Raw genomic sequence first — 26563 nt, 5'->3', positions numbered from 1 at the left:
TTCTCGTCGGTGTTCACTTACTTCGACGAGGAGGACTCCCGAGAGGTAACACCCATGGCCGCGAGGCGACGCAGGTCACTCACGGACTCGATTTCGACGATGCGGCCGTCGACGATGGTGCAGGACATCACGCCGAGCAGCTTGCCGGTCTTGCTCCACGACACGATCCCCGCCTTGCCGTCGACCAGCGCGGGACGGGTGGTGACGGCGGCGCGCGCCCCGCGCTGGACCCGCGTGGCCACCTCGGCCGCACCGAGCCGCACGACCTCTCCGTGCCTGCTCCGCGAACGCCACGTCACGTCGGGGTCGAGCACCTCGATCAAACCGTCGAAGTCTCCCTCGCGCGCGGCCGCGAGGAACGCCTCGACGACAGCGCGTTGCCGCGGCTCGTCGGCCGGGCGCTGTCCCCGGACCTTCCGGCGAGCCCGGCTGGCGAGCATCTTGGCCGCGTCGGCGGATTTGCCGAGGATCTCACCGACGTCGGCGAACGGGACCCCGAACAGGTCGTGCAGCACGAAGGCCAGCCGCTCGGCCGGGCCGAGGGTGTCGAGCACCACCACCAGCGCCACGCCGACCGATTCGGCGAGCAGCGCGTCCTCTTCCGGCGAGTCCTCGAGCACGAGCAGCTCGGGCGGCTCCTCGTAGGAATCCTCGGGGCGGGTCTTGCGGGAACGCAGGGCGTCGATGCAGACGCGGCCGACGACGGTGGTCAGCCAGCCGGACAGGTTGTCGATCGTGTCGGCGTCCTGCCGGGCCAGCCGCAGCCAGGCCTCCTGGACGGCGTCCTCGGCGTCCGCGCGCGAACCGAGCATCCGGTGTGCCACGGCCACCAGACGCCCTCGCTGCTCCTCGAACGCGCTGGCCAGGGCTTCGCCGGTCATGTCGATACCTTTCTCGCGCCGAACCCGTCATGGACATGACGAGCGCGACGCGAGAAAGGTAACCGATGGAGCTCGCCTGAAGCCGGCTCAGACGTCCCGGATAGGCGTCTTCACGACCTTCTTCATGCCGGGGTTCGACGTCTTCGGCTTCTTCGTCTTGCCGGGTTCGGGCTCCGGCTCGGGTTCCGGTTCCGCGGTCGAGCCGCCGATGCCGGAGTCGATCGCCGCCGTGACGATCAGGTTCCGCTCGTCGGACGAGATGACCTCGCCGTCGAGGAGTTCCTGCGTCACGGCTCGCACGTAGGTCACGAACTGGTCGTTCGACGAGTAGTCCGACTCGTCGTCGATCACGTCGTTGATCGTGCAGCCGTTGCCGGTGTCGCGGTTCTCGACCTGGCTGTCCGCCGTGCCGAGGATCACGGTGTCACGGACGTCGGAGTCCGGGCAGGCGTCCGGGCCCGGCGGCGGGCCGACGATGGTGAACGCGCCGCCCTGTAGCGCCGAGACGTTGCCCGCCTTGTCCGAAGCGCGGTACGCCAGCGTGTGCGTGCCGAGCTCGGTCACCTTCACCGGCGCGGTGTAGACCGTCCAGGCTCCACCGTCCAATTGGTACTCGATCTTGTCCACACCGGACCCGGCGTCCGTCGCGGTCAGGTTGATGGTCGCGTCTTCGATGTACGACCAGCTTCCGTCCAGGTCACCGCTCACCACCACCGAAACGGTCGGCGCGGTGCTGTCGTCTCCTTCGACGATGGTGAACGTCGCCGTGCCTTCCGCCGAGACGTTGCCCGCCTTGTCGGTGGCGCGGTACTTCACCGTGTGCGCGCCGACGACGGTCAGCGCGAGCGGCGCCGAGTACGTCAGCCAGGGGCCACCGTCCAACTGGTACTCGACCTTGCCGACACCCGAACCGGCGTCGGTCGCCGTCAGGGTCACGGTCGCCTTGCCGACGTAGTTCCCGGCGGTGTCCTTGGTCCCGGTCACCTCGGAGGTCACCGTCGGCGCGGTGGTGTCACCACTGACGATGGTGAAGTGCGCCATGCCCTCCGGCGAAACGTTGCCCGCCTTGTCCGAAGCGCGGTAATGGACCATGTGCATCCCCGGCGCGGAGACCACGACCGGAGCGGTGTACGCGGTCCACACGCCTTCGTCCACTTTGTACTCGACCTTGTCGACGCCGGTGCCGGCGTCGGTCGCGGTGAGCTTCACGGTGGCGGTGTCGACGTAGTTGCCCGCGGTGTCCTTGGTGCCCGTCACCTCGGAAGTCACCGTCGGCGGAGTCGTGTCACCTGGCTGCCCGGTGACGACCGTGAACGACGACATCCCTTCCGGTGAAACATTTCCCACCTTGTCCGACGCGCGATAGTGGACCATGTGCGCACCGGCCGCGGAAACCACCACGGGCGCCGTGTACGCGGTCCAGGCACCGCCGTCGAGCTGGTACTCGACCTTGTCCACACCGGACTGGCTGTCCGAAGCTGCCAGGTTCACCGTCGCGGAACCGACGTAGTTCCCGGCGGTGTCCTTGGTGCCGGTGACGTTCGCGGTCACCGTCGGCGGGGTGGTGTCGGCGCCGCCGCCGTCGGTGACGACGAACTCGCCGAACATCTTGCTGTGCCCCTGGATCGTGCAGTAGAACCGGTACTTCCCCGGGGTCAGCGTCACGGTCGCCTGGTGCTCGCCGTTCTTCTCGTCATAGGGGTTGGCGACGATGTTCAGGTTGACGTCGTGGTTGTAGCCCGGCGTCGACGTGTCGAACGTCAGCGTGTGCGACATCGTCGAGCCGAGCGCTTCGGTGTTCTTGAACAGGATCGTGGTCTCGCCCGCCACCGCGGTGGTGGGTGCGCTGAGGTAGTGGTCGGTGCTGTCGCCCGCGGTCCATTCCAGGGTCTGGACGGGGGCGGCGACGGCGGGGGCGGAGGAGCTCGGTAACACCAGGCCCAGTATCGCGAGCGCCGCGGCGAGCAACGCCGCGACGAGGGTTCTTGGGGACATCGCAGGGAAACCTTCCGTACAAGGGAGACCGGCCGGGCACGCGAACCCGCGCGCCCGGCCGGCTTTCGCGCTACAGCTGCCGCACCCGGATGTTGCGGAACTCCATCAGGTCGTTGTCACCGTGGTTCTGCAGACCGATGAACCCGCTGACGAACTGCCGGAAGTCGGTCGACGGGTCGCCCGCCCGCGACGAGTTGATCCCCGGCGCGTTCTCGAACTCGTTGATCACGACACCGTTGCGGATGATCGTGTACTTCTGCCCGACGACCTTGACTTCGTACTCGTTCCAGGTCCCCTTCGGCTTCACACCCGCCTGGTCCAGCGGCCGCGGGTCGAAGTTGTAGATCGACCCGGTCTTCTGCGGTTCACCGGCGGCGCCGTCGTACAACTGCACCTCGTGGCCGCAGAAGATCGCGACCCATGCCTGCGACGTCCTCGCCGAACCGACGGTGCCGCAGCTGCCCGGCGGACGCTGCTCCAGCGGAGTGCGCGGATCCGGGAACCGGACGAACACACCGCTGTTGGCGCTGCCGTTCGGTGCGATGTCCTTGAACTGCAGCTTCACCGAGAAGTCGCCGAACTGCCGTGCCGAGTACCACAGCATGCCCAGCCCGCCCGACGGTCGCAGTGACCCGTCCGGCTGGATGGCGAACTGCCCGGACGGCGCCTGCGACCAGTTGCGGAACGACTCGGGCGTGCCGTCGTAGATCGCGTCGTAACCGGTGACGCCCTTGTTGCCGATGGGCGACGCGGCGGCCGCGGCGTTGATCTTGTCCGACTCGGCCGCGTTCAGCACCCCGAGATCGCCAAGCCGGTCCACGGCCTGGGTGACGTGGTTGACGAAACCGGCGTGGGAGGTCCACGTGCTCTCGTCGTCGATCATGTCGTCGACCGTGCAGCCGCCACCGGCGTTCCGGTTGGTCACCCCGGTGTCGGTGTCACCGATGGTCACCGTGGCATTGGAATCCGCCACGAAACACCCGACGCTCACCGAGTTCCGCGCGGTCACCGTCTCACCGTTCGCGTAGGTCACGGTCAGCTTGGCGGTGTACAGCCCGGTGCGCGGGTAGGTGTGCCGCGGGTCGGGCTGCGTCGAGATCGTGCCGTCGCCGAACTCCCACTTGTAGGAGACGCCGCCGGACTTCGACCCGGTGAAGGCCGCGGTGAGCGGCTTGTTCTGCACCATGGTCGACGCCGCCGCGGCGGACGGGGTCGCCTCGCCGCCGGTGTAGCTGATCTTCAGCAGCTTCTGGTTGTTGGTCAGGGTGAAGAAGCCGCCGCCGTAGTCGAGCGCGTACAGCGCGCCGTCCGGCCCGAACTTGGCGTCCATCCACTGGTTCAGCTTGTTGTCGCCACCGCCGGTCGGGATGATCTGCCGCACGGTCTCGGCGAACACCGGCGGATCCTGCTTCGAGACGCCGTTCGGGTCGACGGTGACCGCGATCCGGTTCTGCCCGTTGCTCTGGTCACCGATGAACCACTTGTCGTTCCAGTAGGCGGGCCACGCCACCCCGCTGTTGGTGTTGACCAGTTCGCGGTGATAAGTCGGCCCGGTCATGACCGCCTGGCCGCCGCCCTTGAGGTAGGGCTGCGTGTAGGTGGCTTCGGCCGCGTTGTACGTCGGGACGGAGCTGTTGGGCCGGTTGGGGAACACCGGTCCGCCGCCGTCCGGCGCGTACCAGATCATGTTCTTCTTGATCGGCGGCAGGTTCACCAGGCCGGTGTTTCGCGGCGAGGTGTTGACCGGGTTGTCGCAGTCGTACCAGCCGGTGAGGACCGCGGCGTCGGTGCTGCTGCGGTCGCGGTACGGCTGCTTGTTGCCCATGCAGTACGGCCAGCCGTGGTTACCAGCCTCGGTGATGACCGTGGCGGTCTCGTACTTGGCCGGGCCGAGTTCCGGACTCGGCGAGGACGCGTCCGGGCCGACCCAAGCGGCGGTCAGCCAGTTGGTCTTTTTGTCGACTTGCAGACGCGAGATGTTCCGCACGCCCATCACGTAGATCTCGGGCCTGGTCTTGTTCCCGGGGTCGTTGGCCTCGGGGAACAGGTTGCCGGCCGGGTTGGTGTAGGTACCGTCGGCCTCGGGGTGGATCCGCAGGATCTTGCCGTTGAGGTCGTTGGTGTTACCGGCGGTGCGGCGCGCGTCCTGGAACGAGACGCCCTTGTAGTCCTGGGTCCAGTTGTTGCCGGAGTACCCGTTGGAGCCCTGCGACGAGTTGCTGTCACCAGAACCGATGTAGAGGTTCCCGTCCTTGTCGAAGTCCATGCCGCCACCGGCGTGGCAGCAGCTGTGGACCTGGACGTCCCACGACAGCAGATCCTTGCGGGTCGCCTGGTCCAGCGTCTGGTTCTTCAGGTCGTAGGTGAACCGCGAGACCGTGCGCTTGCCGATCCGCTTGTCGATGTCGACCGACGCGTGCGGCATCCAGTAGGCGTACATGAAGCCGTTCTCGCTGAACTTCGGGTCCAGCACGAGGCCCAGGAGGCCTTCCTCGTTCTTGACCAGTTCGTCGCCGCTGCCGCGGTTGCCCATCACCTTCAGCGTGGTGAGCAGCTTCGGCTTCTTGGTGACCGGGTCCCACTGGTGGATCGTGCCGCAGCCGGCGCCGATCTCGGGGTTGGTCCAGTCGTTCGGCGCGGGCACCACGTTACCGGCGCAGGCCGCGCGGCCGATGTAGAAGACCCGGCCGTTCGGCGCGATGGTGAGCCCGTGCGGCTCGCCCATCTGATCCAGCTGACCGGTCTGGTTGATCGCGGTCAGGCGTTCGACCTTGTAGTTGGCCGCGATTCCCGCCTTGCAGTCACCGCGGACCATGCCGGTGGTCCACTTCAGCGCGCCCAGGATGTGGCTGCGGAACTGGGCTTCGCCGTAACTCGCCTCGGTCCGGCCCATCCCGGTGTAGAAGGAGCGGCCGCCGTCGTAGTCACGGCACCACGAGATCGGGTGGAAGGCGCCGTTCGCGCCGACACCCGGCTTGTAGGTCGATTCCTCGACCTGGGCGACCGTGTGCACGGTGCCGACCGGGTTGACCTCCCAGTTGAGCCACCGGTCCGTGCGGACCCACTTCTGGGGCAGGCCCGCGGTGGCCGGGTTCGCCTTGTCGAGGACGTCGACCGTGGCCTCGGCCGGAGCGTTCTCCGGCGGCGGCGGAGTGGTCGACTGGTCCTTGAACAGCTTGAAATCGGCCAGCTGGGTAGCCGATTCACCGGCGTTGGCGGTGATGTTCAGCCGGTAGTTCGAGTAGGCCGTGGTGTTGGCGAAGGTGAAGGTGCGGCTCTGGAACCGGTCGGCGAACACCTCGTTCGTGCGGGTGTCCAGATCGGTCCACGTGGTCCCGTCGTTGGAGCCCTGCAGGGTCCAGCTCTTCGGGTCACGCCCGGCGAAGTCGTTCGCCGAGACGAGCGCGTAGCTGCTCACGGCCACCGGCGCGGCCAGCTTGTAGGCGATCCACGCCGTGTTCGCGAAGGCCAGCCACTTGGTGTTCTCGTTGTTGTCGGCCAGCTTCTCCTTGCCCTCATTGGGCGCGTTCTCCGCGCTCGCGGTGACCGAGGCGACCGCCTCCGGCGTGGGACGCGCCCCCACCGGACGGGCGCCGATCAGCCCGGAGAACCACTGCGAGCCGTCCTGGGCCCGTGCCGCGTCCGACAGCCCGATGAACCCGCCGCCGGCCTTCATGTAGCTCTGCAGCGAGGTTTCCTGGTCACGGTTCAGCGTGATGCCTTGCGCGGACAGGAAGACGACGCCGCGGTACTTCGCGAGGTTCGCCTGCGTGAACACCGCGGGGTCCGAAGAGGACGAAACGGAGATCCCGTTCGCCTGGCCGAGGCTCGCGATCGCGTCCGTGGCACGCAGGACGGGGTCCTTCTGATCCGCGGCGGTGCCGTGGAAGACCAGCACGTTGATCGGGACGTTCGTCGCGGCTTCGGCGGTCACCGGTGCGATGGCCAGCGGAAGCCCGGAGGTGACGACGGCGCCGACCGCGAGCGCGGCCAGTGACCGTCTGCGGAGCCGACGTTGCGAAAAGATTCGTCTCAAGTTCTCGCTCCTTTCAAGACTGGTGGTGGGTATGGGCTGAAGCGCCGGTGGCGTCCGGAGTGGACGTCGGGTGCTGGTGTCCCTTGAAGCGGTCGATCGCCTCCTGGGCGCCCGCGGGCATCCCGCCGTCGGCGTTGCGGACCAGGAACACCCCGGACATGCCGTCGTCCGAGTGCTGCTGGACGTGGCAGTGGTACATCCACGCGCCTGGCCCGACGCCGTCACCCGCGATCACCTGGAACCCGAAGGAGTTCCCCGGGTCGAGGGTCTTGTTGTCGAGGATCGGAGCGTTGTCGGTCGCGCTGGTGAGCATGCCGGTGCGGGTGTCCGCCCAGCGGTGCGCGTGCAGGTGGAAGGTGTGCATCAGGTTGCCGTGCCCGATACAGATGAACTCGACGCGTTCGCCGAGGTTCGCTTCGAAGATCGGCGTGTTCGGGGCGACCTGGTGGTTGATCCACATCTCGGTGAACACCACGGTGAACTGCTTGCTGGGCAGCAGATCCCCGCGTTTGCGCACGATCAGGCCGCCGTAGAGACCCTTCATCAGGCCCACGGTGCCGTGGTCGCCGCCGAACGCGTGGTCGTGGTAGTGCCAGTACCCCGCGCTGCCGGGCATCCAGAAACCGTTGGCCGCCTGGTAGGCCGTCCGGGTCTTCCAGGTGTAGGTCTTGGTCTCGTAGGGCTTGTTGAAGGAGTCGTTGAACGGCGAGCCGTCCGACTTCGTGTCGTAGTTGACGCCGTGCGGGTGGATCGAGAGCCGCTGGTCGGTGTTGTTGACCAGCTCGATCACCAGCGTGTCGCCCTCATAGCACTCCAGGAGCGGCCCGGGAATCGTCGGCTTGCCGGGCTCGAGCCCGTAACCGACCCGGGTCGAACCGGGAACGTAGTCGGCGTAGACGGTGATGTTGCGGGTCATCCCGGCCGCGGCGGCCGGTGCCGAACCGGCGCTCGCGCTCACCACGACCGGGGCGATGACCCCGGCCGCGGTGCCCGCGAGCATCGATCTGCGGGACAGCCCGCGTTTGTTCTTGTCCATTGTGGATTCCCCAGCTAGAAGCGGACGTTACGGAGATAGGTGAATCCGGTCTGGGCGGTGCTCAGGGGATCCGTGGGGTTGTCGTGCTCGACGATGTACTCGGCGAGGTGGGGACGGGTGTGCCGGAAGACGCGCGGGAAGTCGATGACGCCCTTGCCGGGGTCGACCATCTGCCCGTCCGCGGTCCGGTCCTTGACGTGGTACTGCACCACGCGCGGACAGTGCTGCCGGTACAGCGAAACCGGGTCCATCCCGCCTTCCACCGCCCAGAACAGGTCGATCTCCAGATGCACGTAACGCGGGTTCGTGTTCCTGGTGAGCACGTCGTACGGGCGCACGCCGTCGATGGCCGCGAACTCGTGCGCGTGGTTGTGGTAGCCGAGTGGGATACCGGCCTGGCGGAACTTCCGGGCCGCCGTGTCCATCCGGCCGGCGAACTGCTTCCAGCCGTCGATGGTGTCGAAGTTCGCCCACGGCACGTTGGCGCGGGTGTTCCCGAGGATCTTCGCGTCCGCGATGGTCTTGTCGAGGTCACCGTCGATGCCGGTGTGCGTGGACGTCGCCTTGATGTGGTTCTTGTCCAGCAGACCGCGGAACTCCTCGGCCGAGCGGCCGTAGGTGCCCGCCAGCTCGACCTTCCGGTAGCCGATGTCCGCCAGCGCGGACAGGGTTCCCGGCAGATCGGCCTGCAGCGCGGTGCGCAGGGAGTAGAGCTGGATGCTGATCTTCTCCACCGGGACACGGCCTCGACCGTGGTGGCCGTGTCCCTGGGTCTCCGCCTCGTCCGAGGTGGCGGCACCGGCAAGGCCCGGCAGGGCTACCGCCGCACCCACCGCGACCGCCGCCGTCGCCGCGCCGCGGAGGAGCGCCCGTCGAGAGTGGAACTGCTCAGCTTCTTCACCGCACATGAAACCGCCCTCACTTCTGGTTGCTGAAAGCCGCGTCGAAGGCCGCCGACGGCTTGTCGAACAGGAGCCCCCGCAGAAAGGTCACGGCCTCCGCCGCGCCCCGGAGCCGGTCCATTCCGGCGTCCTCCCACTCCACCGAGATCGGACCGGAGTAGCCGATCGAATTCAGTGCGCGGAAGCAGTCCTCCCATGGCACGTCGCCGTGCCCGGTCGAAACGAAGTCCCAGCCGCGTCGGGGATCTCCCCAGGGGAGATGCGAGCCGAGCCGTCCGTTCCGTCCGTCGAACCGCTTCCTGGTGTCCTTGCAGTCCACGTGGTAGATCCGGTCGGCGAAGTCGAGGATGAAGCCGACCGGGTCGAGGTCCTGCCAGATGAAATGCGAAGGATCCCAATTGAGCCCGAATGCCGGACGGTCGCCGACAGCTTCGAGCGCACGTTTCGTGGTCCAGTAGTCGTACGCGATCTCCGACGGGTGGACCTCGTGGGCGAACCGCACGCCCACCTCGTCGAAGACGTCGAGGATCGGGTTCCACCGGTCGGCGAAGTCGGTGTAGCCGTCGTCGATGACCGCCTGCGACACCGGCGGGAACATCGCGACGTACTTCCAGGTCTTCGATCCGGTGAAGCCGATCACCGTGTCCACACCGAGTTTCGCCGCCGCGCGAGCGGTGTCGGCCATTTCCTTCGCGGCCCGCTGCCGGACGCCTTCCGGTTCACCGTCGCCCCACACCCTGGACGGGATGATGGCCTGGTGGCGTTCGTCGATCGGGTCGTCACAGACGGCCTGGCCGACGAGGTGGTTGGAGATGGCCCACACCTTGAGGCCGTGCTCGGCGAGCAGCTTCAGGCGGCCGGGCACATAGTCCTCTTCGGACAGTGCGCGGTCGACCTCGAAATGGTCGCCGGAACACGCGATCTCGAGGCCGTCGTAGCCCCATTCGCTCGCGAGCCTGCACACCTCGGTGAACGGGAGATCCGCCCACTGGCCGGTGAACAGCGTGATCGGACGGCTCATCAAGACTCCTCGAAGGTGATCGCGTCTACGTCGAACAAGCCGCCGGAACCGCCCTTGAACACGAGGAACAACGGGCCGGTGCCGCCGGGGTCGGTGATGGCGGACGCCGGGATGTCGGCATAGGTGTCCCAGCCGCCGGTGTTGGCGACGGTGACCGTCTGGACCAGTGGCCCGTCCACCGCGCCCGAGCGGACCTCGATCGTGCCGCCCGCGCCGCCGGAGGAGACCCGGTAGCCGATGCCGCGGACACCCACGAGATTCACCGGGTCGAATTTGATCCAGTCACCGGATTCGATGTGGCCGACGCGTTTGCCGCCACTGGCGCCGTCGTGCCCGACGACCTCGATCCCGCTCGACTGGGTGTAGAACTCGGCCTGCTTCAGCTTGGGCTGAAGCAGGGACTCCGCCTCGCCGGTGAGCGCCGGAACGCCGTTGGCACCGTTGTCGGTGTAGCTGGCGTTGATGACGCCGAAGACGTTGGCGTCCGCGCCATGGCCTTCGTCGGCGGGGGTGGCGATGGTGCCTTCACAGCCGGTCGCGCGGCTCAGCGGATGCCCGTGTCCCTCGTGGCCGAGGATGTACTCGACGGTGACCTTCGAGCAGTCGATCGGGTTGTCCTCGGCGTCGGTGACCTCGACCTTGAACGGGACCGTGTCCCCGAAGCTGAACACGCTGCCGTTGACCGGCGTCTTCAGCGTGACCACCGGCGCGGTGTTGCCGACGGTGACCACCACGCTCGCCGCCCCGGTCAGCCCGGTGGCGTCGGTGACCGAAAGCTTCGCCGTGTACTGGCCGTTCGCGGTGTAGGTATGCGAAACCGGGTTGGCCTCGGTGGAGTCGGTGGTGCCGTTGCCGTCGAAGTCCCACGCGTAGGTCAGCGCCTGACCGTCGGGGTCGTTCGTCCCGGCCGGGTCGAACTTCACGGTCAGCGGTGCCTGGCCGGACGTCTTGTCCGCGGCCACCTTGACCTCCGGCGTCCGGCGGCCCTTGGTGTAGTCGATCCGGTAGACGGCGGATTCCTTGGAGCCGCCGAAGTAACCGGTGCCGTAGTCGAGGACGTACATCGCGCCGTCCGGGCCGAACTCGACGTTCATCGGGCGGACGAGGTCCATCGAGTCGAAGAACGGCTTGATGGCGCCGCGTTCACCGTTCGGCCCGACGGTGATCTCCTTGATCCAGCTACGTTCCCATTCGTAGGCGAAGGTCTTGCCGTCGAAGTACTCCGGGAACTTGGTCTGCGACGGGTTCTTCGCGTCGTATTGGTAGACCGGGCCGCCCATCGGGGACTCGGGACCGGTGCCGAACTCGGGAACGGAACCGCCGTCGTAGGGGATCCACGCCTTTTCGACGGGCGGCAGATCGGTCAGCCCGGTGTTGCGCGGGCTGGTGTTCTTCGGTTTGGCGCAGTCGAACGCCGCACCCGACTGGCCGGTGGCGAAGTCGTAGTCGATGAACGGCTGGTTGTCGCCGACGCAGTACGGCCAGCCGAAGTTGCCCGGCTTCTTGATCAGGTTGAACTCGACCGTGCCGCCGGGACCGCGCTGGGGGTCGGCCGCACCCGCGTCGGGGCCGTAGTCGGCGAGGTGGATCCAGCCGGTCTTGCGGTCGACGGCGAACCGGAACGGGTTGCGGAAGCCCATCGCGTAGATCTCGGGCTTGGTCTTGGCCGTGCCGCGCGGGAAGAGGTTGCCCTGGGGGACGGTGTACTTCCCGTTCGCGCCGACCTTGATCCGCAGCACCTTGCCGCGCAGGTCGTTGGTGTTGCCGGAGGTGCGCTGCGCGTCGTAGACCGGGTTGCGGTCGGCGCGTTCGTCGATCGGGGTGTAGCCGTCGGAGGAGAACGGGTTGGAATCGTCCCCTGTGGACAGATAGAGGTTGCCCTGTGCGTCGAAGTCGATCTCGCCGCCGGCGTGGCAGCAGATGCCGCGTTCGGCCGGGACCTGGAGGATCTTCTGCTCGCTGGCGAGGTCGAGGTTGTTGTCGGTGGTGAGTTTGAACCGCGAGAGCTGGTTGTAGCCCTTGAACGGTTCGAAGTCCGCCGGGGTGCCGTTCTGCGGGGCGTCACCGGCCGGGGTGTTCAGCTTGGGCGCGTAGTACAGGTACACCCAGCGGTTCTTCGCGAAGTCCGGGTCGATGGCGACACCCTGGAGGCCGTCCTCGTCGTGGTTGTAGACGGGGATCGTCGCGGCCAGCTTCGTGGTCGCGCCGGAGCTGGTGTACCAGACGCGGCCGTCGCGCGAGGTGTGCAGGACGTCGCGGTTGGGCAGCACGGACAGCGCGATCGGCTCGCCGGTCTTCTCTTCGCCCTTGGCGAGGGTGATCTGGTCGAAGTCCGCGTCGACCGGGTCCTGCTCGGTCTCCTTGGCGCAGCCGGCCGCGCTCAGCTTGGTGGCGTACTTGATGCCGCCCGCCAGATGCTTGAGGAAGGCCGGCTCGGCGTAGGAGGCCTTGGTGTGCCCGCCGCCGGTGTACCAGGAGCGGCCGCCGGAGTTCTCGTGGCACCAGGCGATCGGGTGATCGCCCATGGCGCCGTCGCCGGGCTGGTAGCTCTTCTCGTCCAGGCTCGCCAGGACGTGGACGTCGCTGCGCGGGTTCTCGCGGTAGTTGTACCACTCGTCCGTCCGCGGCCACGTCTCCGGCAAGGCATGAGTGGACACGTGGTCGTGGTCCTCGACCTTGACGTTCGCCTGCTGGATCTGGGGGTGGGACTTGAAGTACGCCCCCACCAGCTCGCCGTACCAGGGCCAGTCGTACTCGGTGTCGGAGGCGGCGTGCACGCCGACGTACCCACCGCCTCCCTTCACGTACCGCTCGAACGCGGCCTGCTGCTCCGCGTTCAGCACGTCACCGGTGGTGGAAAGCCAGACCACCGCGTTGAAGCGCTTGAGGTTCGCGTCGGTGAAGGCCGCCGCGTCCTCGGTCGCTTCCACCCCGAAGTGGTTCTGCGCCCCCAGTTCCTTGATCGCCTTGATCCCGTCGGGGATCGAATCGTGCCGGAAGCCCGCGGTCTTGGAGAACACGAGCACCGTCGCTGCTTCGTGCGCCGATGCGGTCTGCACCGGTAGCGCGACGCCTGTCAGAGCCGTGACCATGGCTGTGACGAGCACACCCAGTCGTCGTTTCAAAGACATAGCAGTAGCGATCCTTTCGATGAGCGGCGGCGATCAAGGAAGGGGATGCGGAACGAAAAGCCTTTCTCTGCGGTGGGGATGGGGTGTCATGAGTGATTCGGGTCGTTCTGACTCACGACCTACTGGACCGAGGGCCTTGCCGGCCCCGAGCCGGCCTGAGGTGTTGCGAAAGCCACTTTCGCAACGTTGAAGGTTGCGAAAGTGGCTTTCGCAACGTCGGTACCGGCGAGAACAGGCGGCCTTGTCCCGAAAGCCACTTTCGGGACATCAGACGTCGCGAAAGTGGCTTTCGCGAAACGCACCGACCACACCACCTCCGCCACCTCCTCTACTTCAATCCCTGTAGTGCCAACAGCAACGGATGGACGTCCGTCGCACCCACACGACCGGACGGCTGGAAGGCCGGATCCGAACACAACAGCACCGGACCGTCCTCAGTGGAATCCGGCAGCCGTCCGTGCGAGCCGCGCACCCAGCGCGGATCGGTGGGGACGACGTCCATCGCGTACCGGAGCCCGGCGAACTTCTTCGCCAGGTTGAGCCCGGCCCGCGCCTTGGCGAACTTGTCCTCCGGGTCGAAGAACAGCTCGGCGGGGTCGTAGCCCGGTTTGCGGTGGATCTCGACGCCGCGCGCGAAGTCGGGCTTCCGCTCGTCGTCGAGCCAGTAGTAGTAGGTGAACCACGAGTCCGGCTCGGCGACCGCGACGAGGTCGCCGGCGCGCTCGTGGTCCAGCCCATAACGCCCCTGCGCCTCGCGGTCGAGCACCTCGTCGACGCCGGTCAGCTCGCCGACGATCGCGCGAACCCGCTCGATATCGGCGGAGTCGCGGACGTAGACGTGTGCGACCTGGTGGTCGGCGACGGCGAACGCGCGCGACGCCCACGGGTCGAGGTACTCCATACCCGCCTGGGTGTAGACCTCCAGCAGGCCCTCACGCCGCAGCGCCCGGTTGATGTCGACCGGCCTGCTGACGTTCGTGATCCCGTACTCGCTGAGCGCGACCACGGTCGCCCCGGCGTTGCGGGCGTCGTCGAGCAGCGGCGCGAGCGCGTTGTCCAGTTCCCGGGCCGCCAAAACGGCCTGCGGCGCGTCGGGTCCGAAGCGCTGCAGGTCGTAGTCCAGATGCGGGACGTAGGTCAGCAGCAGGTCGGGGCGCTTCTCCCGCAGGATCTGCCGGGAAGCGCCGATCACCCACTTGCTCGACTTGATCGACGCGGTCGGGCCCCAGTACTGGAACAGCGGGAACTCCCCCAGCGCGCCGGTCAGCTGGTCGTGCAGTTCGGGCGGCCGCACGTAGGCGTCCGGCGACTTGCGGCCGTCGGCGTGGTAGATCGGCCGCGGGGTCACCGTGACGTCGGTGCTCATCCCCATCGCGTACCACCAGCAGACGTTCGCCGACGTGTAACCGGGATGCGCCGCCCGCGCGGTCTCCCACAGTTTCTCGCCGCCGACGAGCCGGTTGTGCTGCCGCCACAGGAAGATCTCGCCCAGTTCGCGGAAGTACCAGCCGTTGCCGACGATCCCGTGCTGCGCGGGCATGAGCCCGGTGAGGAACGTCGACTGCGCGCTGCAGGTGACGGCGGGCAGCACCGTGCCCAGTTCGGCCTGCCAGCCGTCGCGGGCGACGGCGGACAGGTTCGGCATGTCCCGCAACGCCTTCGGGGTCAGCCCGACGACGTCGATGACGACCAGCGGCTTCACGCGGAAACCCCTTCCTTGACGAGGTTCGCCTGTGCCCACTCGAGTTCCGCGGCGATTCCGCCGACGAGGTCGCCCGCGTCCGGGAGCACGCTCCAGGTGTAGGTCTCGACCTCGATATGCGGATCGCCGGTCAGCCCGGCGGCGACGGTGCGCAGGACGTCCGTGGTGGTGGACAGCGGCGCGGCCGGGGCCTGGTGCAGCGGCATGTGGAAGTGCACGCGCCACGGCCGGTCACCAGGCAGGTCGGTCCACGCGTCGGGCAGGTCGTCGGCCTTGCGCACGACACCGTCGGCGCCGAGCTCCCGGACCTGGTGCAGGTAACGCGGTTCGGCGAACGCCGCCAGCGCTTCCTTCGCCTCGGCGGGATCTTCGACGCGCAACGCGGCGGAGGCCTGCACCTTGACGATGTCCACATCGGACTTCGCGATCGCGGCCAGTGTCTCCGCCGGATCGGCGAACGAGACCGCGAGGTGGCAGGTGTCCAGGCACAGCCCGACGTACTCCGGGTCGACGCGGCCGGAAAGCCAGGCCAGCGCGTCGGCCACGGTATCGAGCACGCAGCCGGGTTCGGGTTCGACGGCCAGCTTGATCGGCCGGTCACCGATCGCCCGGACGACCTCGGCGAAGGCCTCGGCCGCACGGCGGTCGTCGTGCTCGGACCACGGCTCGCGCCACGCGAGCGGCAAGGTGGAGATGCTGCCGTACGTGGCGTCTTCGGCGAGCAGCTCGGAGAGCACGTTCACGCAGTCGATCGTGTACGCGACCCTGTCGGGATTCGTCCACTCAGGACGGTAGACCGCGTGCTTGACGACGTCGTCGTGGAAGCCGCCGTACGGGAACGCGTTGAGCGTGTACACCGAAAGCCCTCGGGCATCGAGTTCGGCGCGGAAACGCTTGCGTGCCCCGGTGTCTTCGGCGAGCCCGCGCGCGACCGGCGCGGAAAGCCACAGTCCGACGCCGAGGCGATCGGCGCCCAGCCGCTCGCGCACCGGGAGCGCGTACCGCTCCAGCTGCGCGACGATGCCGTCGACGTCCTCGGCGGGATGGACGTTCGTACAGTAGGAGATCATTTGCGGGCACCTCGCAGAACCGAGTTGCCCTCGAACGTCACGGCCTCGCCGGTGAAACCGGGCAGCGGGTCGAGGGTGAGCCTGCCGCTCAGCCCGTAGAAGTCGACTGGGTTCTGCCAGAGCACCATGTCGACGTCGGCTTCGGTGAAACCGCCGTCGAGCATCGCCTGTCCGGTCTTGGCGGTCTTCAGCGGATCGGAGCGGCCCCAGTCGGCGGCCGAGTTGACGATCATGTTGTCCAGTCCGTACTGGCGCAGGATCTCGACCATCCGGTGCTCGTCCATCTTGGTGTCCGGGTAGATGGAGAAGCCCATCCAGGCGCCGGAATCCTTGACCAGCTTGACGGTGACCTCGTTGAGGTGGTCCACGACCACGCGCTCCGGCGCGACACCGGCCTCACGGACGACGTCGAGGGTGCGCTTGGTGCCTTCCAGCTTGTCGCGGTGCGGGGTGTGCACCAGGACGGGGAGGTCGTGCTCCAGCGCCATCGCCAGTTGCAGCGAGAAGACCTCGTCCTCTTCCTTGGTCATCGAGTCGTAGCCGACCTCGCCGACCGCGACCACACCGTCCTTGGCCAGGTACCTCGGAAGCACGTCGAGCACCTCGCGGCAGCGCGGGTCGTTGGCCTCCTTGGGGTTCAGCGCGATCGTGCAGTGGTGGCGGATGCCGAACTGGGCGGCACGGAACCGTTCCCAGCCGATGAGCGCGTCGAAGTAGTCGGTGTACGAGCCGACGCTGGTGCGCGGCTGCCCCAGCCAGAACGCCGGCTCGACCAGGGCGCGGACACCGGCCGCGTACATGGCTTCGTAGTCGTCGGTGGTCCGGGAGGACATGTGGATGTGGGGATCGAAGATACGCACTGGCTCAGTTCTCCTTGAGGAGGTCGAGGGCGTCGGCGGGTACGTCACGTCCGGCCGCCCTGCGTTCGTCGGCGAAGTCGGCGAGCATTCTCCGAAGCTCGTCGTCCGCGCGGGAAGTGAGATCCGCGACGGCGGCCAGCGGCACACCGACGAAGACGCATTTGAGGACGCCGTGGCGCCACGTGTGGTCGTCCAGGAACCGGGCGAAGGCACCCATGGCGGCGGCGACCAACCTGATGTCGTTGGCGCGCAAGGCGTCCTCGACCAGTTTGATCCCGGCGTCGGTGACTTCGGCGCCCGGCGACTCCAGCGAGTTGAGCGCCCGAAGGACCCCGCGCCGCTCGGCGTCGTCGCCGTAGCGGTAGAGATCGCGCAGTTCCGCGGCCAGCGCGGCGTCGCCGAGGACGTCGGCCAAGACCGTCACGAGCCGGACCCGTGCCCGGTCGTCGACGGTGCCGTGGACCAGTCCCTGCGGATCGCTGTCCGGCCGCAGCGCGGCACGGCCGACTTCACGGCCGACGGCAGGGAAGATCGAGCCGATCACCGACGGCTTCTCCCGGATCCGGCGTTCCGCCTTGGCCGACCACGTCTGCGGCATCGCCTCGGTGAGCGCCGCGAAGGCCCGCCGCGCGGTGTCCGGCGCCGCGTGGCTGTGCCGGGGCAGTTCGACCGCGGCCAGCCCGGTGTAGCCGATCTCCGCCAGCGCGGCGAGCGTGCCTGGCAGATCCAGGTGCCCGTCGCCGAACTCCAGATGCTCGTGGACCCTCGGCAGCATGTCGTCCAGCTGCACGTTCCACAGCAGCGGACCGGCGAGGCGGACGCACTCGGCCGCGTTGACCGGCTCGACGGCGACGCAGTGCCCGACGTCGAGCGTGACGCCGAACAGCTCCGGCTCGCCGAGCTCCTTGCGCAGGTCCAGGACCTGGCTCAGATGCTGCACGAGGTGCCCGGGTTCGGGTTCCATCGCCAGCCGCACGTTCAGCCGCGCGGCGTGCTCCAGTACCGCCGCGACACCCTCACGCAACCGGGACCAGGCGACTTCGGTGTCCAGAGTGGACACTCCGGACCAGAACGAAACGCAGTCCGCGCCGAGGTCCCCGGCGATCCGCAGAGCCCGCGCCAGGAAATCGATCCGGAGTGCGGGATCGTCCGACAGCAGGGTCGGCGAGTGCTTGCGCCACGGGTCGAGCAGGTAGCGCGCGCCGGTTTCGATGACGACGCGGTCCAGGCCGAGCGCCGAAAGCCGCGAGGCCACGTGGTCGACCTGTCGCGCCAGATCGTCGGCGAACGGGTCGAGGTGGTCGTGGTCCAGCGTCAGCGCCACCCCGGTGTACCCGAGGTCGGCGATGATCGCGAGGGCGTCGTCGAGCCGGTGGTTGGAGAAGCCGTTGGTGCCGTATCCGAGGGAAAACGTCATGTGGGGCTCACCTTCCGCGACAGCTTGCGGGCGATCGGCAGCGCGGCCGCGACCAACGCGGCCCCCAGTACCGAACCCTTGGCCGTGATCGCCGCCTGGAGCGGGACCATGCCGTGGATGCCGGACTTCGTCGCCGAGCGCACCGACTTCGCCGACGGGTCACGGACGGCGTCCGCCTGTGCCCGGCCGACCAGGCCCGCGTAGCCCGAACCGGCCGCCATCGAGGCCGCGCGATGCCAGCCGCCCCGTGCCGGTCCGGTCAATGCCAACGTTGTCGCCGCACAGCTGGTGGCCAGTGCGGCACGTGCCGTACCCGGTTTCGCACCGTGCACTTCCCCGGTGGACAACGCCGTGACGCCGAGCGTGTGGACGCCGACAGCCGCCGCGGCGGTGGCCGCCTTCTTCGGGGAGTCACCGGCGCCCAGCAGGACGTCGAGCGTGCGACAGGCCGCCATCGCCACCGGTCCGGCCGGGGTCGGCTTGAGCACCGTGTCGTAGGCCCACACCGCGCCCGCGAGCGGGACCGCGACCCGCATCGCCCGGCGGCCGCCGCCGAGCGCCGCCAGGCCAAGTCCGGCGGCGGTCAGCGCGGCCCCGGTGGTGAGCGCCGCGCCGGCACTCACCCGCCCGGACGGGATCGGCCGCTCGGGACGCTCCACGGCGTCGAGCTTCCGGTCCGCCCAGTCGTTGAGGGCCATCCCGGCCCAGTAGAAGGCGACCGAGGACAGCGGCAGCAGCAGCCGTCGCCCGGTCATCTTGAGCCCCGCCGCGGCGGATCCGGCGACCGTGTCGCCGAGCACCGTCAGCGCGGCGGGCGCCCGCACGAGTTCCACGTAAGCCTTCACAGGGTTCCCGCCCAGGCGATCAGGCGGGCGGTCTGCTCGGCGAAGCGGTGTTCGTCGCTGCCCAGCGGATCCTTGAAGAAGAAGCCGAGTTCGGTCAGCGCGCCGCTCTGGCCGCCGGCGTGCGCCGCGGTCACCAGCCTCGCGAGGTCGAGGATCAGCGGCGCCGCGAGCGCGGAGTCGTAGCCGGTCCAGGTGAACTGCAGGCTCATGCGCGCGCCGAGGAAACCCTCGAACGACACGTGGTCCCACGCGGTCTTGATCTCGCCGAGGTCGGGCACGTTGTCGATGTGCAGCGGCGCGGTGACGTCCTCGCCGAGCAGCGCCGCGAGCCCGCGCGCCTTCGACTCCAGCTTGCTGTTCGCGGTCACCGGGTCGGCCAGGGTCTCGCCGTCGCCGCCGCCCAGCAGGTTGGTGCCCGCCCAGGAACGGACCTTCAACGCCCGCGCGCTGAACATCGGCGCGAGGACCGTGCGCAGCAGCGTCTCACCGGTCTTGCCGTCGCAACCCGCGTACGGCAGGCCTTCCCGCTCGGCGAGCTGCCGCAGCGCGGGCAGGGTGATCCCGGCAGACGGCGTGAACTCGACGTACGGGCTTCCCGCCTTCATTGCCGCATAGGCCGACAGGGAACTCGACGGGAGCACTGCCCGCGCCGGGTCCGCCAAGGCCGCTTCGAGCGCGTCGAGGTCGTCGTGTTCGGGCAGGTGGGGGCAGGGGGCCTCGGTGGAGGACACGTTGACCACGACGACCCGCGCGAGGCCGTGCCGGTCGGCGAAAGCTCGGATGTCCGCCGTGAGCCGGGCGGCCGCGTCGGCCTGGGCACCGGTGTGCGTCGCCGGGTGGTAGCCGTCGCGGATCTCGGCGTCCACCTCGGCCAGCCCGGACCGGACCGCGGAGAACACCGCGTGCCCGAACACGCCGGCGTGCGCCAGCTGCTCGGCCCGCTTCTCCAGCGGCGTGTGCGCGATGTCGTGCCCGCCGAGGACCAGATCGTCCCAGCCCGGCAACGGAACCCCGGCGAACGCGGGCAGTTCGGTGACGCAGCCGCCACCGCCCGTCACCCCCGCGCGGAGGGCGAGGAGCCCCACCGCGGCCGTGGTGGCCACCGACCCCCTCGCCCCGATCAACCAGATGCCCGTACGCTCGTGAGCAGGCATTTCTCCACCTTTCCCAAAACCCGAAAACGCCAACTGAGTTCACCATCGGATGGTCGGACGTTTCCGGATCGAACCAAGTCGCAGTGATAGCCGTCATGCGACTTTCGGCTGAATCTCTACAGCCGTTACCACTCCGCCTCGTCCTCGGTCTTCTCCATGTCCTCAGCTACTTCCCTTCGTGGTGACGCCGGGCACAGCCGTCCAGCGCGCCTCTTCGGCGGCGCTCCGCTCGACCGCGGCCAAGACCTGCTGAACCCTCAACCCGTCCTCGAAGGACGGTTCGGGATCCGTGCCGTCGCCGATCGCGGTGAGCAGGTCGGCGACCTCGTTGGTGAAGGTGTGCTCGTAGCCGAGGAGATGCCCCGGCGGCCACCAGACCCCGACGTACGGGTGCTCGGGTTCGGTGACCAGGATCCGGCGGAAGCCCGCCTCGGTGGCGGGCTGGCCGCCGTCGAAGAAGGACAGTTCGTTCATCGACTCGAAGTCGAACGCGAGGCTCGCCTTCGACCCGTTGATCTCCAGCCGCATCGCGTTCTTGCGGCCCAGCGCGAACCGGGTCGCCTCGAAACTCGCCACCGCGCCGCCGGTGAACCGGCCGAGGAACAGCGCGGTGTCGTCGACGGTCACCTGACCCGTGCCGCCGTCGCCGTCCGGCCGCTCCTTGACGAAGGTGTTGGTCAGCGCCGACACCCCGGTGATCGTCTCGCCGGTGACGAACTGGGCGGCGTCGACGATGTGCGCGCCGAGGTCGCCCAGCGCACCCGAGCCCGCCTTGTCCTTGTGCAGCCGCCAGGTCATCGGCGCCTGCGCGTCGGCCAGCCAGTCCTGCAGGTACACCGACCGCACGTGGCGGATCTCGCCGAGCGCCCCGCTCGCGACCAGTTTCCTGGCGTGCGCGAGCGCGGGCACCCGGCGGTAGTTGAAGGCCACCATCGACCGGACGCCGTTCGCCCGCGCCTTCGCCGCCGCCTCGGCCATCGCTTCGGCCTCGGCGAGGGTGTTGGCCAACGGCTTCTCGCACAGCACGTGCTTGCCCGCTTCGAGCGCGGCGATCGCGATCTCGGCGTGACTGTCGCCCGGCGTGCAGATGTCGACCAGGTCGACGTCGTCACGGGCGATCAGCGCGCGCCAGTCCGTCTCGACGTCTTCCCAGCCGAACCGTTCCGCCGCGGCCTTCGTCCGCACCTCGTCACGGCCGCCGAGCACGGCGAGTCTCGGGATCAGCGGTGGCGCGAAGAACCGGTGCACACTGCGCCACGCGTGCGAATGCACCGCACCCATGAACGCGTGGCCCACCATGCCGATCCCGATCGTTTCCTTTGCCGTGCTCATGCCCCTCCTATGTCTCCGCTTGCGTGTGTCGGGTACGCGGGTTTACGAGTCGAAGCCGACGTCCATGTACTTGTCGACGTTCTCCTTGGTGACCACCGCGGAGTACGTGGTGATCTCGGCGGGGATCTCGTGCTCGGCGAAGTCGCCGGCCCCCTTGCCCTGGCCGAGAAGCCGCGCGAGCGAGATCGCCGAAGACGCCATCGACGGGCTGTAGAGCACCGTCGCCTTCAGCGGCTCGGCGTCGGACTTGATCAGGTTCATCGCGTTCTTCGAACCCGCGCCGCCGACCATCAGGAAGTCCTTGCGGTTGGCGTTGTTGATCGCCGCGATGACGCCGACACCCTGGTCGTCGTCGTGGTTCCAGAGGGCGTCCAGCTTCGGCGCGGACTGCAGCAGGTTCGAGGTCTGCTGCTCGCCGGACTCCGGGGTGAACTGCGCCGATACCCGCGGCCCGATCTGGAAACCCTGACGCGCCAAGGCGTCCTTGAAACCCTTGCTGCGTTCCTGGGTCAGCGGCAGCGAGTCGATGCCCGCGACCTCGCCGATGACGGGGCTCGCGATGTTCTTCGCCTTCATCTGCTGTGCGATGTAGTTCCCGGCGTTGACGCCCATGCGGTAGTTGTCGCCACCGATCCAGGTGCGGTACGCGAGCGGGGTGTCGAAGACGCGGTCCAGGTTGATCACCTGGATACCGGCGTCCATCGCCTGCTGGCCGACCGCGGTCAGCGCCTTGCCGTCGAACGGCAGGATCACCAGCACGTTGACCTTGGCGTTGATCAGCGTCTCCACCTGGGAGATCTGCTGGTTGACGTCGTTGGTGCCCTCGGTGGCGTTGAGCGTGACCTCACTGAACTTCTGCGCCTGCGCGCGGGCGTTCTTGGTGATGGCCGCCATCCAGCCGTGGTCCGCGGCCGGCGCCGAGAACCCGATGGTCACCGGGGTTCCGGGCTGCGAGTTCGCTCCGGCGTTGGCCACGTTGGCCGCGTTGTTCTGCGCCGGTGCCTCGTTCGAGGTGCACGCGGTCAGCAGCGCACCCGCTCCGACGGCCGCGCCTCCCAGCAGGAAACGGCGGCGGTGCAGGGATTGTTCGGTCATGACGACTCTCCATCCACGGTGATCAAGTACTCGTCTTGGATTTCTTGACGGAGCGGAACTGCAGTAGCGCGGCCAGGACGATGATCACGCCCTTGGCGATGTTCTGGATGTCGGTGTCCAGGTTGTTGAGCGTGAAGATGTTGGACAGCACGGTGAAGATCAGCACGCCGATCAGGGTGCCGATGAGCGAGCCGCGGCCACCGGTGAGCAGCGTGCCGCCGATGACGACCGCCGCGATGGCGTCGAGTTCGTAGAGCATGCCGTTGGTCGAGGCGCCCGCGGTGGTGCGAGCGACGACCATCAGCGCGGCGATGCCGCAGCAGAGGCCGGCGACGCCGTAGACGAGGGCGGTGTGCCGCTTGACGTTGATGCCCGCCAGCCGCGAGGCCTCGGCGTTGCCGCCGACGGCGAAGGTGCGGCGGCCGAACGTGGTGCGGTTCAGCAGCACCCAGCCGATCACGAACACCAGCGCGAACATCCAGATCAGCACCGGGATGCCGAGCAGGTCACCGCGGAAGAAGTCGAGGAAACCCGCTTCCGCCACCACCTGCGTGCGGCGGCCACTGATGCGTTCCGCGAGCCCGCGGGCCGAGACGTACATCGCCAGTGTCGCGATGAACGGCACGATCTTCCCGTAGGAGACCAGGATCCCGTTGACCAGCCCGCAGCCGAGGCCGACCAGGAGTCCACAAAGGATCATCACGAACGGGCCGTAGGACTGGGTGGCCAGCGTGGTCAGCCAGACACTGGAGAGCGCCACGATCGACCCGACCGAGAGGTCGATGCCGCCGGCGATGATCACGAACGTCATCCCGACGCTGACCACCCCGATGGCCGCGGCGAGCCGCAGGATCGTCGAGATGTTGCCGTCGGTGAAGAACTGGTCGGGCCTCGTGACCTGGCCGACGATGCACAGGATGACCAGTACCCCGGCCAGCCCGAGCAGCCGGGTGTCAAGCGAGAAGTTTCGCTTTTCCTTGGGTGGTACAGGTTCCACGGCGGGTCCCGTACGCACCGATTCGGCTTGGTCGGTCACGCCGCACTCCCCTCGAGAATCACGTCGAGCACATCCGCCTCTGTCAGCTCCGCAGACGGCTTTTCAGCCAGGACACGTCCTTCACGCAGCACCAGCACCCGGTCGGACAGTCCGAGTACTTCGGGGATCTCGCTGCTGACGAGCACGATCGCGACGCCGGTCGCGGCCAGTTCCTCGATCAGCCGGTACAGCTCCGCCCGCGCGCCGACGTCGACCCCGCGGGTCGGTTCGTCCAGCAGCAGGACCCGGCAGCCGCGGACCAGCCAGCGCGCGAGCACCGCCTTCTGCTGGTTGCCGCCGGACAGCGTGCGGATGATCCGATGCGGGTCGGCGGGCCGGAGATCGAGGCGCCGCAGGCTTTCCCCGGCGTCGTCGAGTTCCCTGCCCCGCTCGGTGAAACCGAACGTCGCGTACTTGCTCAGGCTCGCCAGGGTCACGTTGTGCACCACGGGCAGGTCCAGCAGCAGCCCCTGGCTCTTGCGTTCCTCCGGCGCCAGGCCGATCCCGGCCTTGACCGCCGCGGACACGCTGCCCGGCCGGACCGGTTCGCCGTCGACCGACACCGAACCCGCGTCCTGCTTGCGCGCCCCGAAGATCGTCTCCAGCAGTTCGCTGCGGCCCGAGCCGACGAGACCCGCGATACCGACGACCTCACCGGCGTGCACGGTGAAGTTCACGTTCTCGAACTCGCCGACGGTGGTCAGGTTCTCCACCTTGAGGACCTCTTTGTCCGGGTCCACGTGCTCCTGATGGCGCGGGCCGAACACGGTTTCGACCTTGCGGCCCGCCATCAGCGCGACGAGGTCGGCGGTCGGGGTCTCCTTGGCGTCGAGGCCGGTGGCGACGGTCTTGCCGTCCTTGAGCACGGTGACGCGGTGCCCGATCCGCCGCAGTTCTTCGAGCCGGTGGGAGATGTAGATGATCGCGACACCCTCGGCGGTCAGTTCGCCGACGATGCGGAACAGGTTGTCGACCTCTTCCCCCGCCAGCGCCGCGGTGGGCTCGTCCATCACCAGCAGCTTCGCGTCGTACGCGAGCGCCCGTGCCATCGAGACCAGCTGCTGCCCCGCAGCGGAGAGCTTGCCGACCTCGGTCGACGGCGTGATCTCGGGATGCCCGAGCCGGGCCATCAGCTTCGCGGCCTTGTTCCGGGACTCGCTGATCCGCGTGAACCCGAACGACGCGCGCTCGCGGCCGAGGAAGATGTTGTCCGCCACGGAAAGCCCGGGCACCAGGTCGAGTTCCTGGTACATGGTCGCGATGCCGATCTTCAGCGCGGCGACCGGCGAGGCCAGCGTGACCGGCTCGCCCTGCCAGGAGATCTCGCCGCCGTCGGGACGGTGTGCCCCGGCGAGCGTTTTGATCAGCGTGGACTTGCCCGCGCCGTTCTGGCCGAGCAGACAGTGCACCTCGCCGGATTCGACGTCGAAATCGACGCCGTCGAGTGCACGCACCCCCGGGAAGGTCTTCACGATCCCCCGGACGGAGAGCAGGGTCATGCCGGAGCCTCCTCGGTCTCGAAAGGAACTAATGTCGGGTCGGCGAAAAGCCGTTCGGTGGCGAGATGCGCGGCGCCGCGCAGCGGGGCGGTGGTGCCCAGCGGCGACGGCTCGACACGGCAGGCGGGCTCGTGCCCGAGCGGCCGCGCGGACAGTTCGCGGCGCACCGGCTCGACCAGCCATTCGCCCAGTGCGGCGAAGTAACCGCCGAGCACCACGACGTCCGGGTCGAGTACATCGACCACAGTGGACACCGCGATGCCGAGCGCGACCCCGAGTTCGGAGACCGCCGCGACGGCGCGCTGGTCACCGCGCTGCACGCGGTGTTTGAGCAGCCCGACCCGGCCGTCGACGCCGAGCGCGGGATCGTGCAGCGGGTCGCCGGGCGAGGCGGCGACGCGCAGGACGGCGTTGAGCCCGGCCTTGGTCTCCAGGCAGCCGACCCGGCCGCACTGGCACTGTTCGCCGGACGGGTCGACGGTGATGTGCCCGACCTCGCCCGCGAAACCCCTGGCACCGCGCAGAAGCGCGCCACCGGACACGAGCCCGCCGCCGACACCCGTCCCGCCGCTGAGGTAGAAGAGCTCCCGCACGCCTTGCCCGACTCCGGCGACGGCCTCGCCGACCGCGCCGAGATTGGCCTCGTTGTCGACCGCGATGGCGTCGGCCCGCAGCCCGAGCCTGGCGGCGAGGAGGTCGGCGATCTCGGCGTCGCGCCAGCGCAGGGTCGGCGCGAACCGCAGCACGGCGGCGGCCGAATCGACCAGTCCCGGCACCGAGACGGTGACGCCGACCGGCTGGTCGTCGAGCAGCACCTGCCTGGCGAGGAAAGCGAGCTCGTCCATGCTCCGGTGCAACCCGAGCGCGGCGACGTCGGCGGTCTCCGTGCGTTCGGCGACGACGCGGCCGTCGAGGTTCGTGACGACGGCGGCGAACCGGTCGGCCTCGACACTGAGCGCGAGCCCGCAGGCGCTGGCGCCGTTCAACTCGACCAGCTGGCTGGGCCTGCCGTTGCCGCCGCCCTGGAGTCCGGCGGACCGGACGAGACCGCGATCGGACAGCTCGGTGATCAACCCGGAGACGGCCGCCTTGGTGAGCCCGCAGCGCGCCGCGAGCTGGGTACGCGACAGCGGCCCCGCACGCAACGCCCGCAGGAGCGCGGCGAGGTTCGCCGTGCGTGGGCTGACCGGGTCGAGCTGCCCGGATTCAGTCGCGGCCACACTGCCCTCACTTACGAATCGGCCGTAACAAACTTTGTTACTTAGCCAGCGAAAGTAGGGTGGCTTCTGTCACTCGTCAAGGTGACAACAGGACAGAAATGGGTGCCATCACCCGAATAGCCGTCCAGAACCGCGCAGACTTTCGTACTTGTCGAGCGAAAGTCTGCACGATCTTGACGTTACTAATCGGAATCAGGTGAGTGCCTAACGTGCCGCCGAGCGGTCACTCAGCGCTCCCGGCGGCCCTCCTCGCGTGTGCCTCCCGCGTGCAATGAAGGGGCCTTTCATTGCAAAATTTGCTATGAAAGGCCCCTTCATTGCACGGGCGGGG

Annotated in this window: 18 protein-coding genes; all 18 read right to left on the bottom strand. The window is 68.4% G+C overall.

Features of this window, described 5'->3' with window-relative positions:
• Positions 1 to 17: 17 nt before the first annotated feature.
• A complete protein-coding gene (locus DL991_RS19760) occupies positions 18 to 881 on the bottom strand; it encodes a sigma-70 family RNA polymerase sigma factor (RefSeq protein WP_125785816.1) in 864 nt (287 codons plus the stop codon).
• Positions 882 to 968: 87 nt separating this feature from the next.
• Positions 969 to 2876, bottom strand: a complete 1908-nt coding sequence (locus tag DL991_RS19755) for a copper-binding protein (protein ID WP_125785815.1) — start codon at positions 2874 to 2876, stop codon at positions 969 to 971.
• A gap of 70 nt (positions 2877 to 2946) precedes the next feature.
• Positions 2947 to 6912, bottom strand: coding sequence for a ThuA domain-containing protein (locus DL991_RS19750; protein ID WP_125785814.1), 3966 nt, complete (start codon positions 6910 to 6912; stop codon positions 2947 to 2949).
• 13 nt (positions 6913 to 6925) lie between these two features.
• A complete protein-coding gene (locus DL991_RS19745) occupies positions 6926 to 7948 on the bottom strand; it encodes a multicopper oxidase domain-containing protein (RefSeq protein WP_125785813.1) in 1023 nt (340 codons plus the stop codon).
• A 14-nt stretch (positions 7949 to 7962) separates the two neighbouring features.
• Positions 7963 to 8856 (bottom strand): sugar phosphate isomerase/epimerase, encoded by an 894-nt coding sequence (locus DL991_RS19740; RefSeq protein ID WP_125785812.1) that lies wholly within the window; start codon positions 8854 to 8856, stop codon positions 7963 to 7965.
• A gap of 10 nt (positions 8857 to 8866) precedes the next feature.
• Positions 8867 to 9871 (bottom strand): sugar phosphate isomerase/epimerase, encoded by a 1005-nt coding sequence (locus tag DL991_RS19735; protein WP_125785811.1) that lies wholly within the window; start codon positions 9869 to 9871, stop codon positions 8867 to 8869.
• The gene (locus DL991_RS19730; protein WP_125785827.1) at positions 9871 to 12963 is read right to left on the bottom strand and encodes a ThuA domain-containing protein; all 3093 of its coding nucleotides are present in this window, start codon (positions 12961 to 12963) and stop codon (positions 9871 to 9873) included. Before DL991_RS19730 ends, DL991_RS19735 begins: the two co-directional genes overlap by 1 nt.
• A 367-nt stretch (positions 12964 to 13330) precedes the next feature.
• Positions 13331 to 14704 (bottom strand): alkaline phosphatase family protein, encoded by a 1374-nt coding sequence (locus DL991_RS19725; RefSeq protein WP_125785810.1) that lies wholly within the window; start codon positions 14702 to 14704, stop codon positions 13331 to 13333.
• Positions 14701 to 15774: a metabolite traffic protein EboE gene (eboE, locus tag DL991_RS19720; RefSeq protein WP_125785809.1), complete on the bottom strand. Its 1074-nt coding sequence runs from the start codon at positions 15772 to 15774 to the stop codon at positions 14701 to 14703. The genes DL991_RS19725 and eboE overlap by 4 nt, the downstream gene beginning before the upstream one ends.
• Positions 15771 to 16634 carry a TatD family hydrolase gene (locus tag DL991_RS19715; RefSeq protein ID WP_125785808.1) on the bottom strand — a complete coding sequence of 288 codons (864 nt, stop codon included), beginning with the start codon at positions 16632 to 16634 and terminating at the stop codon, positions 15771 to 15773. Before DL991_RS19715 ends, eboE begins: the two co-directional genes overlap by 4 nt.
• Positions 16635 to 16638: 4 nt before the next feature.
• Positions 16639 to 18051 (bottom strand): EboA domain-containing protein, encoded by a 1413-nt coding sequence (locus DL991_RS19710; RefSeq protein WP_125785807.1) that lies wholly within the window; start codon positions 18049 to 18051, stop codon positions 16639 to 16641.
• Positions 18048 to 18896, bottom strand: a complete 849-nt coding sequence (locus DL991_RS19705) for an SCO3242 family prenyltransferase (protein WP_125785806.1) — start codon at positions 18894 to 18896, stop codon at positions 18048 to 18050. Before DL991_RS19705 ends, DL991_RS19710 begins: the two co-directional genes overlap by 4 nt.
• The gene (locus tag DL991_RS19700; protein ID WP_125785805.1) at positions 18893 to 20050 is read right to left on the bottom strand and encodes an inositol-3-phosphate synthase; all 1158 of its coding nucleotides are present in this window, start codon (positions 20048 to 20050) and stop codon (positions 18893 to 18895) included. The genes DL991_RS19705 and DL991_RS19700 overlap by 4 nt, the downstream gene beginning before the upstream one ends.
• Before the next feature lie 162 nt (positions 20051 to 20212).
• Positions 20213 to 21382 (bottom strand): Gfo/Idh/MocA family protein, encoded by a 1170-nt coding sequence (locus tag DL991_RS19695; RefSeq protein ID WP_125785804.1) that lies wholly within the window; start codon positions 21380 to 21382, stop codon positions 20213 to 20215.
• A 42-nt stretch (positions 21383 to 21424) separates the two neighbouring features.
• Positions 21425 to 22477 (bottom strand): substrate-binding domain-containing protein, encoded by a 1053-nt coding sequence (locus tag DL991_RS19690; protein WP_125785803.1) that lies wholly within the window; start codon positions 22475 to 22477, stop codon positions 21425 to 21427.
• A 22-nt stretch (positions 22478 to 22499) separates the two neighbouring features.
• Positions 22500 to 23474, bottom strand: coding sequence for an ABC transporter permease (locus DL991_RS19685; protein ID WP_370306905.1), 975 nt, complete (start codon positions 23472 to 23474; stop codon positions 22500 to 22502).
• A 35-nt stretch (positions 23475 to 23509) separates the two neighbouring features.
• Entirely contained in the window at positions 23510 to 25012 is a 1503-nt protein-coding gene (locus DL991_RS19680) for a sugar ABC transporter ATP-binding protein (RefSeq protein WP_125785801.1), read from the bottom strand.
• Positions 25009 to 26232: an ROK family transcriptional regulator gene (locus DL991_RS19675; protein WP_125785800.1), complete on the bottom strand. Its 1224-nt coding sequence runs from the start codon at positions 26230 to 26232 to the stop codon at positions 25009 to 25011. Before DL991_RS19675 ends, DL991_RS19680 begins: the two co-directional genes overlap by 4 nt.
• Positions 26233 to 26563 lie beyond the last annotated feature (331 nt).

Source organism: Amycolatopsis sp. WAC 01375, assembly GCF_003947325.1.
Classification (GTDB): Bacteria; Actinomycetota; Actinomycetes; order Mycobacteriales; family Pseudonocardiaceae; genus Amycolatopsis.
The sequence above is the reverse complement of the archived record's forward strand: the minus strand, read 5'-3'. Positions and strand labels throughout refer to the sequence as shown.